Genomic DNA, 19,699 nt, shown 5'->3' on the forward strand with positions numbered 1-19,699 from the left:
CGGACCCGTCGCCGAGCATCGACCCATCGGAAGAAACACGGGAAGGGTCGATGAACGATGTTGACGACGATCGCGACACAGGCCGCGGCAATGCACCCCGGGCCCTGGGACGACGGCGGGGACGCTCCCGCCTTCTGGCCCGTCTTCCCCATCGGGTTCGGCCTGTTCTGGCTGGCCGTGCTGGGGACGGTTTTCTACCTCATCCGCCGCCGGACCAACGACCACGCCAGGACGGACGCCGCCACGGCCGACCCGCTGGCCAAGGCGCAGTCGCTCCTCGCGGAGCGGTTCGCCCGCGGCGAGATCGACGAGGACGAGTACCTGATGCGCTCCTCCACCCTCCGCAACGGAACCTGACGCAGCGGATCCTGGCGAAGCGGATTCTGCCGAAGCGAATCCTGCCGAAGCGGGGAAGGGGGCCGGTGTCGCGGGCGCCGTCAGCCGCCTCCCGGGTCGGCGCCGGCCTCCTCGAAGATGCGCTCGATGCCGTCCGCGTACTTCGGCGCGCGGGCGGCCGCGTCCGCGAACCGGGTGAGCAGGACGGCGAACTCGGTCCGCTCGTCCGCCGTCCAGCCGGACATCAGCTCGTCCAGGTAGGCGCGGCGGAACCGGTCGGCCACCTGCTTGACGCGGCGGCCCGCGTCGGTCAGGTCGAGGTTCGCGCGGCGCGCGTCGACCGGGGACGGCCGCCGGGACAGCAGCCCCGCGTCGATGGCGTGCCCGACCAGCCGGCTGGCGGTGGACGGGTCGATCTCCAGCCGCTCGGCGACGGCGCCGACCGTGACCTCGTCGCAGACGGCCGGACCGTCCGCGCGGTTCGGGTCGGCGGCGGCCTCGCCGAGGGCGGCGACCGCGTTCACCACCATCAGGTTCGAGATCTGGAGCGGGCGGCCGCCCGTCCCCGCGGACGTCATCGCCCGGATGCGCTTCATCAGGTCGGGTTTGGCCCAGACGCGGCGCAGGTGGAACAGGGCCGCCGAGATGTCCGCCAGGACGGGGTCCGGATGTTGGACCGGGTCCGGGCGCGGTTCGTCGTGCGCCGGGGGCGCGTCCGGCCGCGCCGGGCGTCCCTTGGCGGGGGTCTCCGTCGCCATGCGATGGTCTCCGTTTCGTGCCTCTCATGCCGGACGCCGGACGCTGGGCCTCCACTCTAACGCATGTAGAATGCACATTTTGGATACGGTTGGGGCGGATGGTCGCAGTGGGACACACGGCGTTGTAGATCCGCAGGTGAAGCGGGATGTGATGCACTGAACCACCGGGTCTCGTTCCCCGGGAACCGCCGGAACTTGTCGGCGCGGGCGCGTAACATGACTCCCGCCCGAACCCGGACGACCCGGGATCAGTAACCACAGAGGGGACCTGATGCGAGCGGCGAACGCCCCCGGTGACCCTCGCGGTGACGTCCCCCCACAGGACGGAAGCATGGACGACGGCCCTGCCGCACGACCCGTGACCGACGACGAAGGCGGGGCGCACGACGCCGCGTTCCCCGCAGACCGGCTCTCCGAGCGCGACCGCCAGATCCTCGCCTTCGAGCGGCAGTGGTGGAAGTACGCCGGAGCCAAGGAACAGGCCATCCGCGAGACGTTCGACATGTCGGCGACGCGGTACTACCAGCTCCTGAACATTCTGATCGACCGTCCCGAAGCGCTCGAGTGCGACCCCATGCTCGTCAAGCGCCTCCGCCGGGTGCGGACGCAGCGGCAGCGCAGCCGCGCGGCCCGCCGGCTCGGCATCCGCCCCTGACCCTCCTCCCGGCGAGAGCCCGGCGAACCCGTATCCCGGCGCGCGGGGCGTGAGCCTGGCGGCCCGCCCGGCGAAGACGGTTCACTGGTCCTCGTGAACTCTCCCCGCTCTGCGACGGCCGCCGGAACGGACGGCCTCGACGCTATCCGCAAGGCCCCCGCGGCGGCCGTGCTCGGCTTCGACTTCGACGGCACCCTCGCCCCGATCGTCGACGATCCGGCCGCCGCCCGGGCGCATCCGGGCGCGGCCCCGGCGCTCGCCCGGCTGGCCCCGCTGGTGGGCGCGCTGGTGATCGTCACCGGACGTCCCGCCGCGGTGGCCGTCGAGTACGGCGGCTTCGAGGGGATCGACGGGCTCGTCGTCCTCGGGCAGTACGGGCTGGAGCGCTGGGAGTCCGGCGCGCTGACCGAGCCGGAGCCGCCGCCCGGCGTCGCCGAGGCCCGCGCCAAGCTGCCCGGCGTGCTCGCGGCGGCGGGCGCGGCGCCCGGCGTCTTCGTCGAGGACAAGCGGCACGCGCTCGCCGTCCACACCCGGCGGTGCGCCGAGCCGGAGGTCGCGCTCGAACGGCTGCGGAGCCTCGTCGCCGCGCTCGCCGAGCGGACCGGGCTGGTCGTGGAGCCGGGACGGTTCGTCCTCGAACTGCGCCCGCCCGGCATGGACAAGGGGCGTGCGCTGCGCTCGTTCCTCGACGAACGCGGGGAGCGCCCGTCCGCGGTGCTGTTCGCAGGGGACGACCTCGGCGACCTGGCGGCGTTCGACGCCATTGACGAGCTGCGCGCGGACGGCGTGCCCGGCGTCCTGGTGTGCAGCGGATCGACCGAGGTCACGGCACTCGCCGACCGCGCCGACCTGGTCGTGGACGGCCCGCCCGGCGTCGTGGCCCTCCTGGAGGCCCTCGCCTCCCGCCTCTGACGCTTCGCCGCGGCTCGGACTCGCCGAACCGATAGTCGGACGAGTGACAAGAGTGCTCATCGCTCTTGTCGGATCCCGCGCGACTCTGGTGATGCTGATCGACCTCTGGTCCAATTGCACCAAAATATGGTGGATTGCGTTATGTGTGGCTCAGGGGGAGCCGCGCCACGGACCGGGAGGCTCGACGGTGAACACGGAACGGGGAGTCCCGCGCCGCCCAGGCGACGTCCGAAACACGCCCCCTCCCGGCATCCTGGCCAAGGCCACACCCGTGGACGGAACCCCGATCCGCCCACCCCGCCCCAGATCCGGCCGCGCCCCGATCCCACCGGACGCCCCAACCCGCCCCATAATCCACGCCCCACCCCCGCCCACCGGCCCGCAGGCGAGTGTGGGGGCGCGGCCGACCGGGGCGCGGGTCGGGCGGGAGGAGTCGGGGGGCCGGGGGCGTCCGCCCGTCGAGGGGCCGGAGGCGGGTGATCCGTACATCGTGCAGGACGAGGCGTCGGTCAGGCCCGGCTCGATGCGGGTCAGGGCGACGAGCGGCGTGCAGGTGCGGCTCGGGGAGCGCGGGCGGGAGGGCGGACGTCGCCGCCGCCAGGAGCGCGCCCCGGCGAGTCGGCGCGGCGGCCTGGTCGCGGCGGGCGTGCTCGTCCTCGCCGGGCTGGTCACGATCGGGATCGTGCTGACGCGCGGCGGCGGGGACGGCGGGACGGGCGCCGAGCCGTCCGCCGCCGGAACGCGGCCGGGCGGCACGGGCGCGCCGCTGCCCCGCGCCGGGACGCCCATCGAGGTCGGCACGGCCGACGGTTCCAAGTACAAGCTCGCCGCGGTGACCGGCGGGGTGAGCGACGGAGTGGTGTCCACGTTCCAGTCGTCGCCGCCGTCCGGGACGGCGTTCGCCTACATCGAGTACCTGCTGACCAACCCGACCCGGCAGAAGGTCCTGCTCGACTATCCGGGCGACGTGTTCGTCAGGCGCGACCTCGTCACACCGGACGCGCGCGGACGCTGCATGCCGCAGGCTGGTGTCCCAGCGGAGATGTGCACGCCGCCGACGCACAGCCAGGTCGTGCGCCGCGTCCGGGGCGGCGCGCTGATCCCCGGCGACGGCGGCGACAAGTTCATGCCGCCGGGCGGGACGTACCTGGTGCGCGCCACGGTCGACGTCCCCGTCCAGCGGAGCACCACCCGCAAGGACATGGGCCTCTACGTGTGGAAGCAGCTCTACATGGCCGACCGGCTCGCCGAACCGGCTCCGTTCCCGCGCTGACCCCGTGCCGCCGCGCCCCGGAAATGCGAAACCGCCGCGGCCGTAGGGCCGCGGCGGTTCCGTCCGGTGGCGTTCACTCGGCTTCGGGGTCGTCGGCGAGGATGCCGTAGAGGCGGCGGCGGGCGTCGTTGACGACGTCCAGCGCGCGTGCCTTCTGCGCCTCGCTGCCGACCGCCAGCACCTGCTGGAGGGCGCCCATCAGCTGGCCGACCGCCTCGCGGCCGCGCAGGACGTTCTCGCCCGCGGCCTCGGTGACCTCGTCCCAGGGGGCCGTGGTCTGCGCCGACGCCGCCTCGCGGCCCGCGTCGGTGAGGGAGAACAGCCGCTTTCCGGCGTCCTCCCGGCTGGTGACCAGGCCCTCGTCCTCCAGCATCTGGAGGGTCGGGTAGACCGAGCCGGGGCTCGGCCGCCAGACGCCGCCGGTGCGGGCGTCCAGTTCCTGGATCATCTCGTAGCCGTGCATCGCCCGCTCGGCGAGCAGGGCGAGCAGCGCCGCCCGGACGTTGCCGCGCCGGGTGCGCCGACCGCGTCCGCCGCGCCCCCGGTGGCCCGGACCGGGGCCGAACCCCGGGCCGCCGGGCCCCCACGGGCCGAACGGATCACCGCGCCGTTCGCGCTCCTCGGGTCCGCGCCGTCCGCCGCGCCTTCGCATCGTGTGGTCTCGCATCGCAGTCTCCTTCAGTCTAGATCGGTTGCGATGCATTAACGATATATCGGAAACCGGTCGCGATGCAACAGCAAGTTTCCGGGCACGCCGAGACGGCGGCCCGGACGGGTCGCTGGAGGAGATGCCGGGACGACGCCCCCGCGGCCTCAGCCGCGTGCCGGGGGCGTCGGTCGCCTATCGGGGCTCAGGGGCCGGTGACCTTGAGGTTGTCGAGGATGTCCGTGGTGGCCTTCCGGTCGTCCGTCTCCTTCACGCGGACCCACAGGCCGAACTTGCCGGACTTGTCGCGCAGCCCGACCTCGGTGACCGACGGCGTGCCGGACTTGCAGGCGGTGAAGCGGGTGATCGTCCCGCTGAGCGACTTGTCGGGGGACGTGTAGTTCTCCGGCGCGGCCTTCGTGCACTGCCCGTGGACGGCCGCGGCCGGCGGCGGGAGCTGGTTCGGGCGGACGTCGGTCGTCACGCCGATGAAGACGCCCGGCCCCTTCCCGTCGCCCAGGAACGCCGCCTTGTCCGGGGTCGCGCGCAGCACCGGACGCGCCTGCGCGTCGTTGAGGCCGACCGTGGACGGCGTCCACGTCGGCTCCTGCTGCTTCGGCCACGCCTTCGGCACCGCCGCCTTGATCTTGCCGGACGCGTCGGCGATCGCCGTGAAGTCCTTCGGGACGCCGCCCGACTTGCCGTCGTCCTTCTTGTCGTCGCCGCCGCCGGAGAAGAGCACGCCGAGCGTCAGGCCGCCGATCAGCGCGACGGCGAGCACGACCACGGTGATGACCAGCGGGGTGACGAACTTCTTCGGGCTGCCGCCGCCCGGCTGACCCGGCCTGCCACCGGGCCCGGCGGGTCCGCCGCCTCCGCCGCGGAGTTTGCCGAGGAGACCGCCCTGCTTGCCGCCGGGCCCCTGCCCCTGGCCCTGAACCGGCCCCGGCGGCGCCTGGAAACCGGTGGGTGGCGGCGGAGCCTGCTGCCCGCCGAACCCCTGCGGACCACCCGGACCCGGACCCGGACCCGGACCGGGACCGCCTGGGCCCATCTGCGGTATGCCTTGCGGCGGCGCGCTGTTCTGCGGGCTCGGCATCGGGAACACGGCGGTCTTGCCCTCCCCGCCGCCCGGCCCGCCCTGTCCGGGGGGCGGCTGCGGGGGACCCTGGTACTGGATCGTCCGGTCGTTGTCGAGGTCAGGCGCCGTGGACGGTTCGCCCTGCCCGAAGCGCACGCCGCCGCGCCCGCCGGGGTCGTCCACGATCGTCTGCTCGCCCGCCGCCGGGCCCGCCGGACGCGGCGGAAGGCGCATCTCGGACGTGCGGTCGTCGTCCTCCACCGGCTGGTCGAGCCGCGTCCTGAGATCCTGCCGCCCGCCCTGCTGCGGCGGGCCTTGGGGCCCCTGCGGCGGGCTCTGCGGCGGGCTCTGCGCGGGCGCCTGCCCCTGCGCCTGCCCCTGGGCGGGCGCCTGTCCCTGCGCGGGGGCCTGCCCCTGGACGGGCGTGGGCGCGGCGGGGCGGAGGTGCGTCCCGTCGCGGTAGAAGTCCTGGACGGTCGCGTCCGCGTCGATGACGGGAGCGGGCGGGGGCGCGGACGGCCCCGGCCGCGCATACGACGGTGAACCCGCCCCCGCCCCGGCCGGACCCGGCGCGGTCGTCGGGCGCAGCGTCGACAGGGCCTCGGCGAACGCCTCCGCGGTCGGCCACCGCTTCTCCCGCTCGACCTCGAGCGCCCGCAGGATCACCTGGTCGACCGCGGGCGGCACCCCTTCGCGCAACTCGCTGGGCGCCTTCTTCACCGGCGCCGGGCCGGGCGCGCGTCCGGCGACCATGTGGTACGTCAGCGCGCCGAGCCCGTACACGTCGGCGCGGACGTCCAGCCCGCCGCCGAAACGCGCCTGCTCGGGCGACATGTACCCGGGCGTCCCGACCGGCAGCGTGAACGCCCCGGACGCGTGCGCGAGCGCCTTGGCCAGTCCGAGGTCGGCGATCAGCAGCTTCTCGCCGCCGTCCGCCGTCGACTGGAACAGCACGTTGGACGGCTTCAGATCGCGGTGGATGACGCCGAGCGTGTTGATCACCTCGACGCCGTACGCGATCTCCTCGGCGAGCACGATCGCCTCGCTGACCGGAAGTGGCCGTTCGCGCATCCGGTCGCCCAGAGTGCCCCGGTCTGCGTAGGACATCACGAAGTAGGGACGCCCATCTGGAAGCTCTCCGATGTCGTGGACGCGCACCAGCCGCTCGGAGTCGGCACGCCGCAGAATCCGGGCCTCCTCCAAGAACCGGTTGCGTACGTCCAGATCGTCGATCAGGCTTCCGGACAGGACCTTTATCGCGACCTGGGACTCCAGAGCGTCATCGTGACCCAGCCACACAGAGGCGAACGCCCCCGAACCCAGGACGCGATCGATCCGGTAACGGCCTACTGATGGTGGGAAAGACACTCCCGTATCATCCCAACAACGGGGTGAGTGCGCGAACAAGCATTGAGGCGGCATGGCATTCGACGAGAGGACCGAGGAGCTCGCGGTCAAGGCCGCGCAGGGCGATCAGAGCGCCCTCAACGAGCTCCTTCGCAGGATCGAGCCTGACGTCCTGCGGCACAGCTCCCGCTTCCTGCCCTGCCGGCAGGACGCCGAGGAGGCCTGCCAGGACGCCCTGCTCCAGGTCGCGCGGAACATCCACCGGTTCGAGGGCCGGTCGCGGTTCAGCACCTGGCTGCACGTCGTCGTCGCCAACTCCGCCCGGTCCACCTACCGGTCGTTGAAGCGGCGGTCGGTGGAGCAGGCGGGCGAGCTTCCGCAGCAGCGTCCCGACCCGCGCCGGACCAGCGTCATCGCCGGTTCCCGGGTCGACATCCTGGACGCGATGGAAGACCTGGAGGCCCGCAAGCCGGACCTCATCCAGGCCCTCGTCCTGCGGGACGTGTCCCAACTGGAGTACGCGGAGATCGCGGAGCAGCTCGGCCTGCCCCTCGGCACGGTCAAGTCACGCATCCACGAGGCGCGCAAGCAGGTCAGGCAGACCCTGGGCGAGTCCTACACCTGATCCCCGCACGAGGTTTCGGAGCGCGGACGGGCGTCAAGGCTCGGTCATCGGGGCGCAACGGTGCGCCCATGCCCCGGCGACCCGCCCGGCCGCGCCGAAACCATGCCGTGCATGTCCTCAGGCCCGGCCCAGCGCGACCACCGTCCGATCTTCATCCTCGGCTGCGCCCGGTCGGGGACGTCCCTGCTGCAACTGATGCTGCACTCGCATCCGCGCATCGCCGTCCCCGCCGAGACGAGGTTCGTCGTCCCGGCCTATACGGCGCGGTGCGAGTTCGGTGACCTCACGGTCAGGGAGAACAGGCGCGAGCTGGCGGACTGGATCACCCGCGACCGGTCCACGAAGTTCCGCGCGCTCGGTTTGGACGCGGCCGAAACCACCGACGAGATCGTCGCCGGGCCGCCCACGCTGGGCTCCGCGGTCGGCACGGTCTTCGGCGCCTACGCGCGCCGGTTCGACAAGCCGCGCTGGGGCGACCGGCGGCCGAGCTACGTCCGGTACGCGGGTTCGCTGCTGCGGATGTTCCCGGACGCCCAGTTCGTCCACCTGGTCCGGGACGGCCGCGACTGCGTCGCCTCCCTGCTGGAGAGGCCGTGGTACGACCAGGACGTCCACCACGCCATCTCCGCGTGGCGGGAGGCCGTCGACCGGGGCCGCCGCCTCGGCGCCCGCCTCGGCCCGGACGGCTACTACGAGATGCAGTACGAGCGCCTCGTCGCCGACCCCGCCGACGAGCTGGCGAGGCTCTGCGCCTTCCTCGGCGAGGACTTCGACCCCGCCATGACCGCCATCGCGCAGCCGGACCGCACGGCGAGGCGGCCCGGCCCGGAACGCGGCGCCTGGCACGGCCGGACGAGGAGCGCCGTCACCACCAGCCGCGTCGGGTCGTGGGCGCAGCGCCTGCACTCCTGGGAGATCAGCCTGGCGGAGGCCGCCTTCGGCCAGCGGCTCGCCGAGTTCGGCTACGAGCCGAGCGGCCTGCCGAAGCCGCCCGCGTCGCAGCTCGCCCGGTTCGCCAAGATCAGCACGCACCGCCGGATGGCGCAGCGCAAGGAGGCCCTGCGCGAGCGCTGGCGCCGCCACCACGAGCCCAACCCCGTCGAATGCCTCCTGACGGCGGAGCCCGCCGTGACACCGCGGGCCGACTCCGGAAGCCCCCTCGCGAGCTGACCCCGAGGGGTCAGTCGAGCGCCGCGAGCTGGTCGGCGAACCAGCGGTGCGGCGGGAGCGCGGTCGCGGCGGCGGCGAGGCGGCCGCAGCGCTCCGCGCGCTCGGCACGCGGCATCAGCAAAGCCCGGTGCAGGGCCTCCGCGGTCTGCGACACGTCGTACGGATTGATCGTCAGCGCGCCCTCGGACAGTTCGGCCGCCGCGCCCGCCTCCCTGGACAGCACCAGCGCGCAGCCCCGCTGCGACAGGACGGGCCCCTCCTTCGCGACGAGGTTCATCCCGTCCCGGATCGGGTTGACCAGCAGGACGTCCGCGAGTCCGTAGGCGGCGAGGGAGCGCGGGTAGTCGTCGTTCACCTGGACGATCAGCGGGTCCCAGTCGGCGGTGCCGAACTCGTCGGTGATCTGCTTGGCCGTCCGCTCGACGGCCTCGGTGTACTCCCGGTACTCGCGCAGGTCGTAGCGGGACGGGTAGGCGAACGCGAGGTGCACGACCCGTCCGCGCCATTCGGGATGGTTGACGAGCAACTCGCGGTAGGCGGCGAGCCCGCGCACGATGTTCTTGGACAGTTCCGTCCGGTCGACGCGGACGATGAGCTGACGGTCGCCCACCTGTTCGCGCAGCGCGCGCGCCCGTTCGACGACGTCCTGTTCGGCGGCGCGTTGGCGCAGGGCCGTCCCGTCGACGCCGAGACCATGGACGCCTACGCGCGTGACGTGCCCGCCGCACGAGACAGTACGGGAGGCACGGTCGACCCGAGTGCCCGGCAGCGATTCGCAGCAGTCGAGGAACGCAGAAGCCCACCGCTCCGTCAGGAACCCAGCGTGGTCTGCCCCGAGGATGCCCAGCAGGATCTGCGTACCGATGTCGTCTGGGAGAAGGCGGAAATAGTCGGGTGGAGCCCACGGCGTGTGCGAGAAATGCACGATCCTCAGGTCGGGACGTCTCTCGCGGAGCATCCGGGGTGCGAGGGACAGGTGGTAGTCCTGGATCGCGGTCTTCGCGCCGGGTGCGGCGTCCCGGGCCAGAGCGTCCGCGAACGCCGCGTTGTACGCCTCGTAGGACTGCCAGTCGCGCCGGGTGCGCGCGTCGAAATGCGGGCTGCGCGGGGTGTCGTACAGGAGGTGATGGACGAACCACAGCGTCGAGTTCGCCACGGCGTTGTAGGCGCGGTGGAACGTCCCGGCCGGGATGTCGAGCATCCGCACGGCCGCGCCGCCCGTCTCGTACCCGGCGAGGTCGAGACGGCCGTCGGGGGAGCCGCGGGCGGCCGTCCGGTCGGCCTCGCCCAGGCTCGAACACACCCACAGCACGTCAGGGGACGCATCGCCGGGGGCGGCCGCTATCCCGGCGAGGCCGGACACCAGTCCGCCGCCGCCGCGCCGCATGGTGAGCGCGCCGTCGTCCGATAGGGAGAACGACACCGGGCCCCGGTTCGACGCCACCAGCACTTGGCTCATACCGGCAGGGTCTCAGTTGGGACCGGGGCGCTTCAAAGCACCCCGCGTGCCGCGCGCCGTCCCGCCGGACGGGTCCCAGGGGTGATCAAGAACTCGTCCGGGTAACGTCTCAAGGGCCGGACCCACCTGTCTCGCATCCGGTCAGTTCATGTAAAGTCACGCATACAAGCCCAAAGCGGCTTGGCGCTCGACAACTGAATACAGCTCATCCAGAGGGGTGGAGGGACCGGCCCTGCGAAGCCCCGGCAACCACCCGGCTAAGGCGTACTCGCGATCCTGCGAGGCCGGCCGGGAGATGGTGCCAACTCCGGCCTGCGACCAAGGTGGCGCAGGAAAGATGGGGAGAAAGGCCTCGCCAGCATGGCACTTACGCCTGCCACCGACCTTGGACCGGCTACCGCCCTCGTTTGCCGTGAATGCGGCTCGTCTCGCGATCTCGGGCCGCATTACGCCTGCGAGGAGTGTTTCGGCCCCCTGGAGATCGCGTACGACTTCAGGGGCGTCACCCGCGAGAGCATCGAGTCCGGTCCGCGCAATATCTGGCGGTACCGGGGCTTGCTGCCCGTCCCGTCCAACATTGCGGACACGCCTAACACCGAGCCCGGGCTGACCCGGCTCGTCCGCGCCGACAACCTCGCCGAGAGCCTCGGGCTGCAGAGCCTCTGGGTCAAGGACGACAGCGGCAACCCGACCCACTCGTTCAAGGACCGCGTCGTCGCCGTGGCGCTCGCCGCCGCCCGCGAACTCGGCTTCAAGGTGCTGGCCTGCCCGTCCACGGGCAACCTCGCCAACGCCGTCGCCGCGGCCGCCGCCCGCGCCGGCATCCGCAGCGCCGTGTTCGTCCCGTCGAACCTGGAGTCGCAGAAGATCATCACGACGGCCGTCTACGGCGGGACGTTCGTGACGGTCGACGGCAACTACGACGACGTGAACCGGCTCGCGTCCGAGATCGCCGGGGAGCAGGACGACTGGGCGTTCGTCAACGTCAACGTCCGGCCGTACTACGCGGAGGGCTCCAAGACCCTCGGCTACGAGATCGCCGAGCAGCTCGGCTGGCGGCTGCCGGACCAGATCGTCGTGCCGGTCGCGTCCGGCTCCCAGCTCACCAAGATCGACAAGGCGTTCCAGGAGCTGATCAAGCTGGGCCTCGTCGAAGACCGGCCGTACCGCGTCTTCGGCGCGCAGGCCGCGGGCTGCGGCCCGGTCGCCGCCGCGTTCAAGGCCGGCCTGGACGTGATCCGCCCGGTGAAGCCGGACACGATCGCGAAGTCCCTCGCCATCGGCAACCCGGCCGACGGCCCCTACGTCCTGGACGTCGCCCGCCGCACCAACGGCGCCGTCGAGGACGTCACCGACGACGAGGTCGTCGAGGGCATCCGGCTGCTCGCCCGCACCGAGGGCATCTTCGGCGAGACGGCGGGCGGCGTGACCGTCGCGACGCTCCGCAAGCTCATCGGCACCGGGGCGCTCGACCCGTCCGCCGAGACCGTGATCATCAACTCGGGGGACGGGCTGAAGACCCTGGACGCCGTCGCGCCGGTCGTCGCCCCGTCCGCCAACATCGCCCCGTCCCTGGAAGCGTTCCGCGCCGCGGGCCTCGCCTGAGAAAAGGAGCAGCATGAGCACCGTGTCCGTCCGTATCCCGACGATCCTGCGGACCTACACCGGCGGCGAGGCGGAGGTGAAGGCCGAGGGCGCGACCCTGCGCGCGGTCGTCGCCGACCTGGAGGCCAGCTACTCCGGCATCTCCGCCCGCATCCTGGACGACGCCGGCAAGATCCGCCGCTTCGTGAACGTCTACGTCGGCGACGAGGACGTCCGCTTCGCCGACGGCCTCGACACCGCGACGCCCGAGGGCGTCCAGATCTCCATCATCCCCGCCGTCGCGGGCGGCTGAGAGCCGAACCCGATCCCGGCGCGCCCCCACCGCGCGCCGGGATCGGGTTCATCTTTGTCAGAGGCGTGGTGCAGTATCGGCGCCAGTCCACTGAGGAGCCAGGGTGCCGTTCAAAAACCAGCAGATCGCCGACCACGCCTTCCTGCACAAGATGTTCGAGGACGACTACTACCCCGACCACCTGGTAGCCAAGGCAAGGTCGATCCTGCAACGCCTCTGCGAACGAATAGAGGCCGAAAACCCCGCCGACCTACCAGCCCTCTACACCCTCACCCAGGCCGCCACAGAAGAGATCAACGACCTCACCGACGAGTTCTACGAGGCGGACAGCGAAATAGAAACAGTGGCCCGCGACTTCCTGGCCGAAGACTTCTGGTTCATAGCGACCGCCTACAACTTCCCCGACGCGGACCTGGAAGAACTAGTCGCCAACCGAGACTGGTAACCCCTGTCAACTGAGCGGATGCTCCCAGGGAAACGCTTCGCGGACGTGCGGAAGCACCTTCTCCTCGCACGCCCCGAACCGGCCGAAGTTCCGCCGCGCCTGCCCCAGACTCAAGCGCCGGTTCGGCCCACCCCGCACCTCGTCGACGTCATGCTCGTCCTGTCCGTCGTCCTCCCAAAAGCACACCGGGCAGATCTCGCAATAGCCGCGCTGCTCAAGCGTCAGATAACCGCAGCAAGGACACGCGTAAGGCTCCCCCTGCGGCTCCCGCTGCACATTGAAGAACACCCTCGGAATCATTCCACCCCAAGGCTTCCTACTGCCAGCAGCCAGATGACAGGACCAGGCTTTAGCCCGGAACGCGTGATTTACCGCTTCCGGGCTCGAGAGTGCCCGAGCAGTGCCGTGATCTTCGACCCGGACAGCCGCTCGACCGCCCCAACGAGCCTGATCACCGGCCGGCCGCTGGCCCTCCCAGACGGCGAGGCCGTAACTCACCCCCGGTTGATCTCAACCCGGCGCGCCCGTGCCGCCAGAGTCAGGTTCCGGCGCAGGTGGGGACGGGTCCTGGACGGCAGGTGAACCTTCCGGGGGTGAGGATGCGCGGCGCTTGCACTCGGCAGGGTAGAGTGCTAAACAAACGGTTGGCACTCTGCTGTGGAGAGTGACAACTTCACAGTCTGGGTCGGGGCGATGAGGCTCCAGTTCGGCGGCGGAATGGCAGTCGTCGGCGGGGGCCGTCCGTCGCGGGCGTCGGCTCGATCCGTCTAAGCCACCTTGTTCCGGGAGGACTGGAGCCTATGGCTGCAAAGATGATCGCGTTCGACGAAGAGGCCCGTCGCGGTCTTGAGCGCGGCATGAACCAGCTCGCCGACGCCGTCAAGGTGACCCTTGGTCCCAAGGGCCGCAACGTCGTGCTGGAGAAGAAGTGGGGCGCCCCCACTATCACGAACGACGGTGTGTCGATCGCCAAGGAGATCGAGCTCGAGGACGCGTGGGAGAAGATCGGCGCGGAGCTCGTCAAGGAGGTCGCCAAGAAGACCGACGACGTCGCCGGTGACGGCACGACGACGGCGACCGTGCTTGCCCAGGCGCTGGTGCGCGAGGGGCTGCGGAACGTGGCGGCCGGGGCGAACCCGATGTCGCTGAAGCGCGGCATCGAGTCCGCGGTCGAGCGGGTCAGCGAGGAGCTGTCCAAGCTCGCGAAGGACGTGGAGACCAAGGAGCAGATCGCCTCCACGGCCTCCATCTCCGCCGGCGACCCGCAGATCGGCGAGATGATCGCCGAGGCGATGGACAAGGTCGGCAAGGAAGGCGTCATCACGGTCGAGGAGAGCCAGACCTTCGGTCTGGAGCTTGAGCTCACCGAGGGGATGCGCTTCGACAAGGGCTACATCTCGCACTACTTCGTGACCGACCCGGAGCGGATGGAAGCGGTCCTGGAGGACCCGTACATCCTGATCGTCCAGGGCAAGGTGTCGGCCAACAAGGACCTGCTGCCCGTGCTCGAGGGCGTCATGCAGTCCGGCAAGCCGCTGCTGATCATCGCGGAGGACGTCGAGGGCGAGGCCCTGGCCACGCTGGTCGTCAACAAGATCCGCGGGATCTTCAAGTCCGTGGCCGTGAAGGCCCCGGGCTTCGGCGACCGCCGCAAGGCCATGCTGAACGACATCGCCGTCCTGACCGGCGGCCAGGTCATCAGCGAGGACGTCGGCCTCAAGCTGGAGAACACCTCGGTCGACATGCTCGGCCGGGCGCGCAAGATCGTCATCGCCAAGGACGAGACCACGATCGTGGACGGCGCCGGCGACGCCAACGAGATCGCGGGCCGGGTCAACCAGATCCGCACCGAGATCGACAACACCGACTCCGACTACGACCGCGAGAAGCTCCAGGAGCGCCTGGCCAAGCTCGCGGGCGGCGTCGCGGTGATCAAGGCCGGCGCCGCGACCGAGGTGGAGCTCAAGGAGCGCAAGCACCGCATCGAGGACGCCGTCCGCAACGCCAAGGCCGCGGTCGAGGAGGGCATCGTCCCCGGCGGTGGCGTGGCGCTGCTGCAGGCCGGCGCCAAGGCGTTCGACAAGCTGGAGCTGTCGGGCGACGAGGCCACCGGCGCGAACATCGTGAAGCGCGCTCTTGAGGAGCCGCTGAAGCAGATCGCCGTCAACGCCGGTCTTGAGGGCGGCGTCGTGGTGGAGAAGGTCCGCAACCTGACTCCGGGTGAGGGCCTGAACGCCGCCACGGGCGAGTACACCAACATGTTCGAGGCGGGGATTCTCGACCCGGCCAAGGTGACCCGGTCCGCGCTGCAGAACGCTTCGTCGATCGCCGCGCTGTTCCTGACCACCGAGGCGGTCATCGCCGAGAAGCCCGAGAAGAACCCGGCTCCGGCGGGCGGCATGCCCGACGCCGGCGGCATGGACTTCTGATCGAACGGCGAACGATCACTGCTTGACCTGAGAGGGGCGGCCTTCGGGCCGCCCCTTTTGCGTTCCCGCGTCGGGCGGCGTCCGGTCGTGGCGGGGGAGGAGCAGCGGGGTCGCGAGCATGAGCGCCCCGGCGATTCCGAGCGCGGCGCGCGGGCTCGTCACCCCGGCCAGGACGCCCCAAAGCCCGGTCAGTACGGCGGTGGCGGCGTTGCCGGTGATCGTCCACGCGGAGAGCGTCCGGGCGACCCGGTCGTCCGCGGTCTGGGTGAGCCGGTACGTCACCGAGACGGGGTTGAACACCCCGATGCAGAGGATCAGCGCGAACTCGACGGCGACCACCAGCACGAGCCCCGCCACCCCCGGCCGGACGAAGACCAGCCCGATCGGCCAGCACACGCGGAGCGTCCCCGCGGCGAGCATGACCCGGTGCTCCCCGAACCGCGCGACGAGCCGCGGCGACAGCCGGGCGCCGACGAGGCCGCCGAGGCACGGGACGCCGAGCGCCAGCCCGTACTGCCACGGCGCGAACCCGAGGTCGCCGAGCATCAGCACCGCCAGCACCGGCGCCGTCGCCATGATCAGGCCGTTGACGAGGACCGTGTTGAGGAACAGCGGGCGCAGCACCGGATGGGCCAGGATGTGCCGCCACCCTTCGAGCAGGCCGCCCGCCCGCGCCCGCTCCGTCCGGACGGGGCGCGGCTCGTTCCCGCCGATCGCGCGTATCGCGCCCGCCGACAGCAGGTAGCTGGCCGCGTCGGCCACGACGGTCGTGACCGGGCCGAACAGTCCGATCGCGGCCCCGCCGAGCGGTGGTCCGAGGACGGTCGTCGTCCAGGTCGTCGACTCGAACCGCCCGTTCGCGACGAGCAGGTCGCCGGGCGCGACGAGCGACTTCAGCGCCGCTCCGCTCGCCGACCGGAACGCGATCCCCGCCGCCGCGACGATGATCGACACGACCAGGAGCTGGACGAACCCGAGCCGTCCGAACGCGTACGCGACGGGCACACTCAGCATCGCCGCGAACCGGACCAGGTCCATCGCGATCATCACGGGACGCTTGCGGCGGAACTCCACCCACGGGCCGAGCGGCACCGCGACCAGCGCGCCCACCGCGAGCCCCGCCGCCGCCAGCGCCGACACCTGTGCGGGCCCGACGTGCAGCACCAGGACCGCGATCAGCGGGAACGCGTCGTGCGCGAGCCGCGTGCCGGTCGCGCTCACCGCGAACGAGACCCACAGCCACTCGAACGGCCGTCCCAGCGATCGTCTCGCCATGCCGCGCGCCCCCCGCCCGCCGTCCCGCCCGCCGTCTCGCTCGTCCACCGGAACAACCTCGGGTGGACCGGCGAGACCGTAGCGAGCGGCGAACACCGGGATCAAACAACCGTCCGAATGTCCAGGTACAACGGGCGGTTGTCTGTCATGGCGCCGTCCTAGAGTCGGTCGGCGTGGACCTCAACGCCGTGCGCACCTTCGTCGCCGCCGCGGACGCGGGCCAGTTCCAGCAGGCCGCCGCCGAACTGTCGATCAGCCAGCAGGCGGTGTCCAAGCGCATCGCCGCCCTCGAGCGCGACCTCGGCGTTCACCTGTTCACCCGCACCCCGCGCGGCGCCCGGCTCACCATCGACGGCCAGGCTTTCCTGCCCCACGCGCGAGAACTTCTCGGCGCGGCGGAGAGGGCGGCCGCGTCCGTCCGGCCCGGCCGCCGCGCACTCCGCGTCGACGTGATCGGACGCGGCCTCGCCCCGGCCGCCCTCCTGCGCGACTTCCACCGAACCCACCCCGACATCGCGCTCGACGTGGTGACGCTCTTCGACGCCGACACGGCGATCACCGCCGTCCATTCCGGGACGATCGACGCATCCTTCCGCGCCCTCACCAGGGAACTCCCCGCCGGTGTCGAGGCCGTCCGCGTCCTGGACGAGCCCATCCAGCTCCTCACCGGCCCGCGCCACCCGCTCGCCGCCGCCCGCACGGTCGCGCCCGCCGACCTCGCCGGACACCGCATCTGGATGCCCGGCATCATCACCGGCACGGAATGGGCCGCCTACTACGACGACCTCGCCGCCGCGTTCGGCCTGGCCATCGACCGCGTCGGCCCCGAGTTCGGCACCGAGCCGCTGCTGGACGTGGTCGCCGGGTCGCCGTCCCTAGCGACGTTCGTCGGCGACCAGACCCGCCTCCTCTGGCCGGACGCCTACGGGCTGCGGCGCATTCCCGTCCAGTCGCCGACCCCGGCCTATCCGCACTCCCTGATCTGGCGGGGCGACAACCCCCATCCGGCTTTGACCACCTTGCGCGCCCACCTGACGCGCCCTGGCCGATCCCGTCTCGCCGATACTTGGACGCCGCCCTGGGCAGCCCGGTGACGTCGCCCCCGCACGGCCGCCCGGCCTCGCGTATCGGACGACCGCCCGCCGTCGCGGTATCGCATGGCCGATCACCCTCGCCGTATCGGCCGACCGTTCGCCGCAGCAGTATCGGACGGGCGCCCGCTGTCGCCGTATCGGACGGGCGCTCAGCGTTGCCGCAAGTCGGCGCGAATGGACGCGCGCTGGCCCGTGCTTACGAATTCGTCCGGCCACCGAGAGATCGACCGCGACCGGATCCGGGCCGGGCGATCCCACCTGATGGACACACGTCACTTTCCCCCATGCCATTCCAGAATGGTGCATGCGCAGGTCAACGCGACCGCGAGCGTGAACGGCCGCCGTTCTCGGCCGTCGGGTCCTTCCCCTCCGGTGCGGGGCTTGGCAGGATCGCCGTTTGGCGGCGTAACGTAGCGAATCGCGTGGATCACGCTGGCAAGGTGACGACGAGGCGGCCCGCAGTCGCGGCCGATGAGGCAGGAGAACACGTGACGGAAGTGTTCGGCTCCCCGGTGCTCAGAGTGGAACAGCCCCGCAGGGGGCCGTTCGCCAAATCGCGGTACAAGGTTCTCGACGATGCCGGAACCGTCCTCGCCATCGCGGCGCCCGCGGACAGCGAGGGGCACGTCGAGATGCGCAGCGTGGTCCCCGGCAAATCGAACCTCGACCCCCGCGCCGTCCTGCTGACCACACCGGACGGCGAACCGCTCTACATCGTGGACAAACAGGCCGGACGCGAATACACGGAGATCCTCACACCGGACGGTGGTTCCTACGGCTCCTTCGTCACCGAAAGGGTCGGCCGCCGCTACGTCGTCTACGACGGCGAGGGAGCTCTGATCGGCAACGTCGGGGTGGACGTTCCGAGGACCAACTTCGAGGTGACCGACACCGCCGGGAACAAGGTCGCGCACGTCCGCAAGAAGTGGGCGGGCCTCGCCACCCACCTGCTGACGACGGCGGACAAGTACGCGGTGGAGATCTTCGATCCCGTCCGGGAACCATTGCGGACGATGGCTGTAATGACCGCCATCGTGATGGACATGAACCTCCACGAGTCCAAGGAGATCACCTGATCGGGGAGGTGGCCCGCGCATGGGTCTTCACGGTCCGCGTGCCGCGAGGTACGTTCCGGTCGTGCAGGCCATGCCCGGGCGGTCGAACGGCTGGTGGATCTCGCCGGCCGTTCCGACGATCGCGAACTGCGCGCTGGCCGTCCTCTGGACCTTTTCCGCCCTCGGAGGCTGGGGCGACGCCGCCTTCTGCGGCGAGAACGAGAAGCGCGACGCGGGATGCGGCGAAGGCTTCGCCGACGCGGTACTCGTCTCCGCACCGATCGCGGCGCTCGCCGCGATCGTCGCCGTGGCCGCTTGGGGGATCCCGGGAGTCCGGCGCCGTCCAGACCGGTTGGACGCCGTTCTCACCGCCGCGGCCTTCGGTTGGGTCCTGGCCGAAGGCGTGCTGTTCATCGGCGGATATCTGGCCAAACCGTAGCGGCCGCGCGCCGTTGTCAAAATGAGATATTGAGGGGCTCGCGAGCCGTTCGGCGGCGGGCAGGCAGGGGCAAACCCGGACAAAAGCCGAGGTAGGGCGATCGCAGAAGCGGCACCGGGCCTGGCGGCCGGGGCGTCCGCGCATGCCGAAGACGGGCGAGCCGGTTTGACGCGCGCATCTCGGCGGCATACAGTTCTCTTCGCCCCACAGGGATGCAGGACGCCGAAAGGTGGCCGGCCTGCGGGGAAACCCACCACCCTCGTCTCAGCCGACACGGCTTCGTCGTGTCTTGTGCGTCGTGGTGGATCGGAAAGGTTCGGTTTTGACAATCGGGCCGGATCTGATGAAATGGTTCCACCGCCGGAACGAAACCGCGCAAGCGGGTTCGGATCGGCGTGCCAGAAAAGGGCGGAATTGACAGTCCGCCCGGATCCGGTAAAGTAACACGAGTCGCCCCGGAAGCCGGAAAAGCGAAAGCCGATCCGACACGGTGGGTGTCCGTTTCTTGAGAACTCAACAGCGTGTTAAAAGCCAGTGCCTTTATACGGCCAGGCAGGGGACTTGTTCTCCTGGTTTGGCCACCCCGTAGCCACTCCTAGTTGGGGTGGCGGGGATTTCTTTGAGGCAATGCACGCCCCTCTACGAGGGGTCGTGTTCTTGCCGGGATTGTTTTCCGAAGGTTTGGCCGTGTGGAGTTCGCCCTTCGCATGGTCGTGTTGACCTTAATGGAGAGTTTGATCCTGGCTCAGGACGAACGCTGGCGGCGTGCTTAACACATGCAAGTCGAGCGGAAAGGCCCCTTC

Annotated in this window: 19 protein-coding genes, 1 rRNA gene and 1 riboswitch; of the genes, 14 read left to right on the forward strand and 6 right to left on the reverse strand. The window is 71.1% G+C overall.

Annotated features, from left to right (window positions below; translation table 11 throughout):
• Positions 1-57: 57 nt before the first annotated feature.
• Entirely contained in the window at positions 58-357 is a 300-nt protein-coding gene (locus tag FXF65_RS44960) for an SHOCT domain-containing protein (RefSeq protein WP_222869014.1), read from the forward strand.
• Positions 358-437: 80 nt separating this feature from the next.
• Here FXF65_RS44960 and FXF65_RS41050 read toward each other — a convergent pair whose 3' ends face one another.
• Complete coding sequence (locus tag FXF65_RS41050) at positions 438-1,094, reverse strand: MarR family winged helix-turn-helix transcriptional regulator (protein ID WP_148355884.1); 657 nt, start codon at positions 1,092-1,094, stop codon at positions 438-440.
• A 331-nt stretch (positions 1,095-1,425) separates the two neighbouring features.
• Here FXF65_RS41050 and FXF65_RS41055 point away from each other — a divergent pair, with 331 nt between their 5' ends.
• The 3 genes from FXF65_RS41055 (at position 1,426) to FXF65_RS41065 (ending at position 3,934) form a co-directional block, all read left to right on the forward strand.
• Positions 1,426-1,749: a DUF3263 domain-containing protein gene (locus FXF65_RS41055; protein ID WP_148344792.1), complete on the forward strand. Its 324-nt coding sequence runs from the start codon at positions 1,426-1,428 to the stop codon at positions 1,747-1,749.
• 93 nt (positions 1,750-1,842) lie between these two features.
• On the forward strand, positions 1,843-2,661 hold the full coding sequence (otsB, locus tag FXF65_RS41060) for a trehalose-phosphatase (protein ID WP_148355885.1): 819 nt from the start codon (positions 1,843-1,845) through the stop codon (positions 2,659-2,661).
• A 391-nt stretch (positions 2,662-3,052) separates the two neighbouring features.
• Positions 3,053-3,934 (forward strand): hypothetical protein, encoded by an 882-nt coding sequence (locus FXF65_RS41065; RefSeq protein WP_148355886.1) that lies wholly within the window; start codon positions 3,053-3,055, stop codon positions 3,932-3,934.
• A gap of 73 nt (positions 3,935-4,007) precedes the next feature.
• Here FXF65_RS41065 and FXF65_RS41070 read toward each other — a convergent pair whose 3' ends face one another.
• Entirely contained in the window at positions 4,008-4,601 is a 594-nt protein-coding gene (locus FXF65_RS41070) for a PadR family transcriptional regulator (RefSeq protein ID WP_148355887.1), read from the reverse strand.
• Positions 4,602-4,785: 184 nt separating this feature from the next.
• Complete coding sequence (locus FXF65_RS41075; protein ID WP_246199444.1) at positions 4,786-7,029, reverse strand: serine/threonine-protein kinase; 2,244 nt, start codon at positions 7,027-7,029, stop codon at positions 4,786-4,788.
• 52 nt (positions 7,030-7,081) lie between these two features.
• On the opposite strand from FXF65_RS41075, the gene FXF65_RS41080 reads away from it, so the two are divergent.
• Complete coding sequence (locus FXF65_RS41080) at positions 7,082-7,633, forward strand: RNA polymerase sigma factor (RefSeq protein ID WP_067898913.1); 552 nt, start codon at positions 7,082-7,084, stop codon at positions 7,631-7,633.
• A 111-nt stretch (positions 7,634-7,744) separates the two neighbouring features.
• The gene (locus FXF65_RS41085) at positions 7,745-8,803 is read left to right on the forward strand and encodes a sulfotransferase family protein (protein WP_148355889.1); all 1,059 of its coding nucleotides are present in this window, start codon (positions 7,745-7,747) and stop codon (positions 8,801-8,803) included.
• Positions 8,804-8,813: 10 nt separating this feature from the next.
• On the opposite strand, the gene FXF65_RS41090 is transcribed toward FXF65_RS41085, so the two are convergent.
• A complete protein-coding gene (locus tag FXF65_RS41090) occupies positions 8,814-10,262 on the reverse strand; it encodes an alpha,alpha-trehalose-phosphate synthase (UDP-forming) (RefSeq protein ID WP_148355890.1) in 1,449 nt (482 codons plus the stop codon).
• A gap of 202 nt (positions 10,263-10,464) precedes the next feature.
• A riboswitch (SAM riboswitch) is annotated at positions 10,465-10,606 on the forward strand.
• Positions 10,607-10,622: 16 nt separating this feature from the next.
• On the opposite strand from FXF65_RS41090, the gene thrC reads away from it, so the two are divergent.
• The 3 genes from thrC to FXF65_RS41105 all read left to right on the forward strand — a co-directional run bounded on the left by thrC (position 10,623) and on the right by FXF65_RS41105 (position 12,604).
• Positions 10,623-11,867, forward strand: coding sequence for a threonine synthase (thrC, locus tag FXF65_RS41095; RefSeq protein ID WP_148355891.1), 1,245 nt, complete (start codon positions 10,623-10,625; stop codon positions 11,865-11,867).
• A gap of 13 nt (positions 11,868-11,880) precedes the next feature.
• Positions 11,881-12,159 (forward strand): MoaD/ThiS family protein, encoded by a 279-nt coding sequence (locus FXF65_RS41100; protein WP_067905687.1) that lies wholly within the window; start codon positions 11,881-11,883, stop codon positions 12,157-12,159.
• 103 nt (positions 12,160-12,262) lie between these two features.
• Entirely contained in the window at positions 12,263-12,604 is a 342-nt protein-coding gene (locus FXF65_RS41105) for a DUF5713 family protein (RefSeq protein ID WP_148355892.1), read from the forward strand.
• A 6-nt stretch (positions 12,605-12,610) separates the two neighbouring features.
• Here the strand turns inward: FXF65_RS41105 and FXF65_RS41110 are convergent, their stop codons facing one another.
• Entirely contained in the window at positions 12,611-12,892 is a 282-nt protein-coding gene (locus FXF65_RS41110; RefSeq protein ID WP_222869015.1) for a CPCC family cysteine-rich protein, read from the reverse strand.
• Between the two features lie 512 nt (positions 12,893-13,404).
• On the opposite strand from FXF65_RS41110, the gene groL reads away from it, so the two are divergent.
• On the forward strand, positions 13,405-15,033 hold the full coding sequence (gene groL / locus FXF65_RS41115) for a chaperonin GroEL (RefSeq protein ID WP_148355894.1): 1,629 nt from the start codon (positions 13,405-13,407) through the stop codon (positions 15,031-15,033).
• Positions 15,034-15,048: 15 nt separating this feature from the next.
• On the opposite strand, the gene FXF65_RS41120 is transcribed toward groL, so the two are convergent.
• The gene (locus FXF65_RS41120) at positions 15,049-16,356 is read right to left on the reverse strand and encodes an MFS transporter (RefSeq protein ID WP_246199445.1); all 1,308 of its coding nucleotides are present in this window, start codon (positions 16,354-16,356) and stop codon (positions 15,049-15,051) included.
• 125 nt (positions 16,357-16,481) lie between these two features.
• Here FXF65_RS41120 and FXF65_RS41125 point away from each other — a divergent pair, with 125 nt between their 5' ends.
• The 4 genes from FXF65_RS41125 to FXF65_RS41140 all read left to right on the forward strand — a co-directional run.
• Positions 16,482-17,402, forward strand: coding sequence for a LysR family transcriptional regulator (locus tag FXF65_RS41125; RefSeq protein WP_148355895.1), 921 nt, complete (start codon positions 16,482-16,484; stop codon positions 17,400-17,402).
• A gap of 488 nt (positions 17,403-17,890) precedes the next feature.
• Positions 17,891-18,478, forward strand: a complete 588-nt coding sequence (locus tag FXF65_RS41130; protein ID WP_148355896.1) for a phospholipid scramblase-related protein — start codon at positions 17,891-17,893, stop codon at positions 18,476-18,478.
• Between the two features lie 61 nt (positions 18,479-18,539).
• Positions 18,540-18,896 (forward strand): hypothetical protein, encoded by a 357-nt coding sequence (locus FXF65_RS41135; RefSeq protein WP_148355897.1) that lies wholly within the window; start codon positions 18,540-18,542, stop codon positions 18,894-18,896.
• A gap of 722 nt (positions 18,897-19,618) precedes the next feature.
• Positions 19,619-19,699 (forward strand): 16S ribosomal RNA (locus FXF65_RS41140); the annotation flags it as partial.

This window comes from Actinomadura syzygii, assembly GCF_008085905.1.
GTDB classification, from domain to species: Bacteria; Actinomycetota; Actinomycetes; order Streptosporangiales; family Streptosporangiaceae; genus Spirillospora; species Spirillospora syzygii.

Coding starts and splice junctions, on each gene's coding strand:
- FXF65_RS44960 (WP_222869014.1), top strand. CDS start 58: ATGTTGACGACGATCGCGACACAGGCCGCGGCAATGCACCCCGGGCCC.
- FXF65_RS41050 (WP_148355884.1), bottom strand. CDS start 1,094: ATGGCGACGGAGACCCCCGCCAAGGGACGCCCGGCGCGGCCGGACGCG.
- FXF65_RS41055 (WP_148344792.1), top strand. CDS start 1,426: ATGGACGACGGCCCTGCCGCACGACCCGTGACCGACGACGAAGGCGGG.
- FXF65_RS41070 (WP_148355887.1), bottom strand. CDS start 4,601: ATGCGAGACCACACGATGCGAAGGCGCGGCGGACGGCGCGGACCCGAG.
- FXF65_RS41080 (WP_067898913.1), top strand. CDS start 7,082: ATGGCATTCGACGAGAGGACCGAGGAGCTCGCGGTCAAGGCCGCGCAG.
- FXF65_RS41085 (WP_148355889.1), top strand. CDS start 7,745: ATGTCCTCAGGCCCGGCCCAGCGCGACCACCGTCCGATCTTCATCCTC.
- FXF65_RS41090 (WP_148355890.1), bottom strand. CDS start 10,262: ATGAGCCAAGTGCTGGTGGCGTCGAACCGGGGCCCGGTGTCGTTCTCC.
- thrC (WP_148355891.1), top strand. CDS start 10,623: ATGGCACTTACGCCTGCCACCGACCTTGGACCGGCTACCGCCCTCGTT.
- FXF65_RS41100 (WP_067905687.1), top strand. CDS start 11,881: ATGAGCACCGTGTCCGTCCGTATCCCGACGATCCTGCGGACCTACACC.
- groL (WP_148355894.1), top strand. CDS start 13,405: ATGGCTGCAAAGATGATCGCGTTCGACGAAGAGGCCCGTCGCGGTCTT.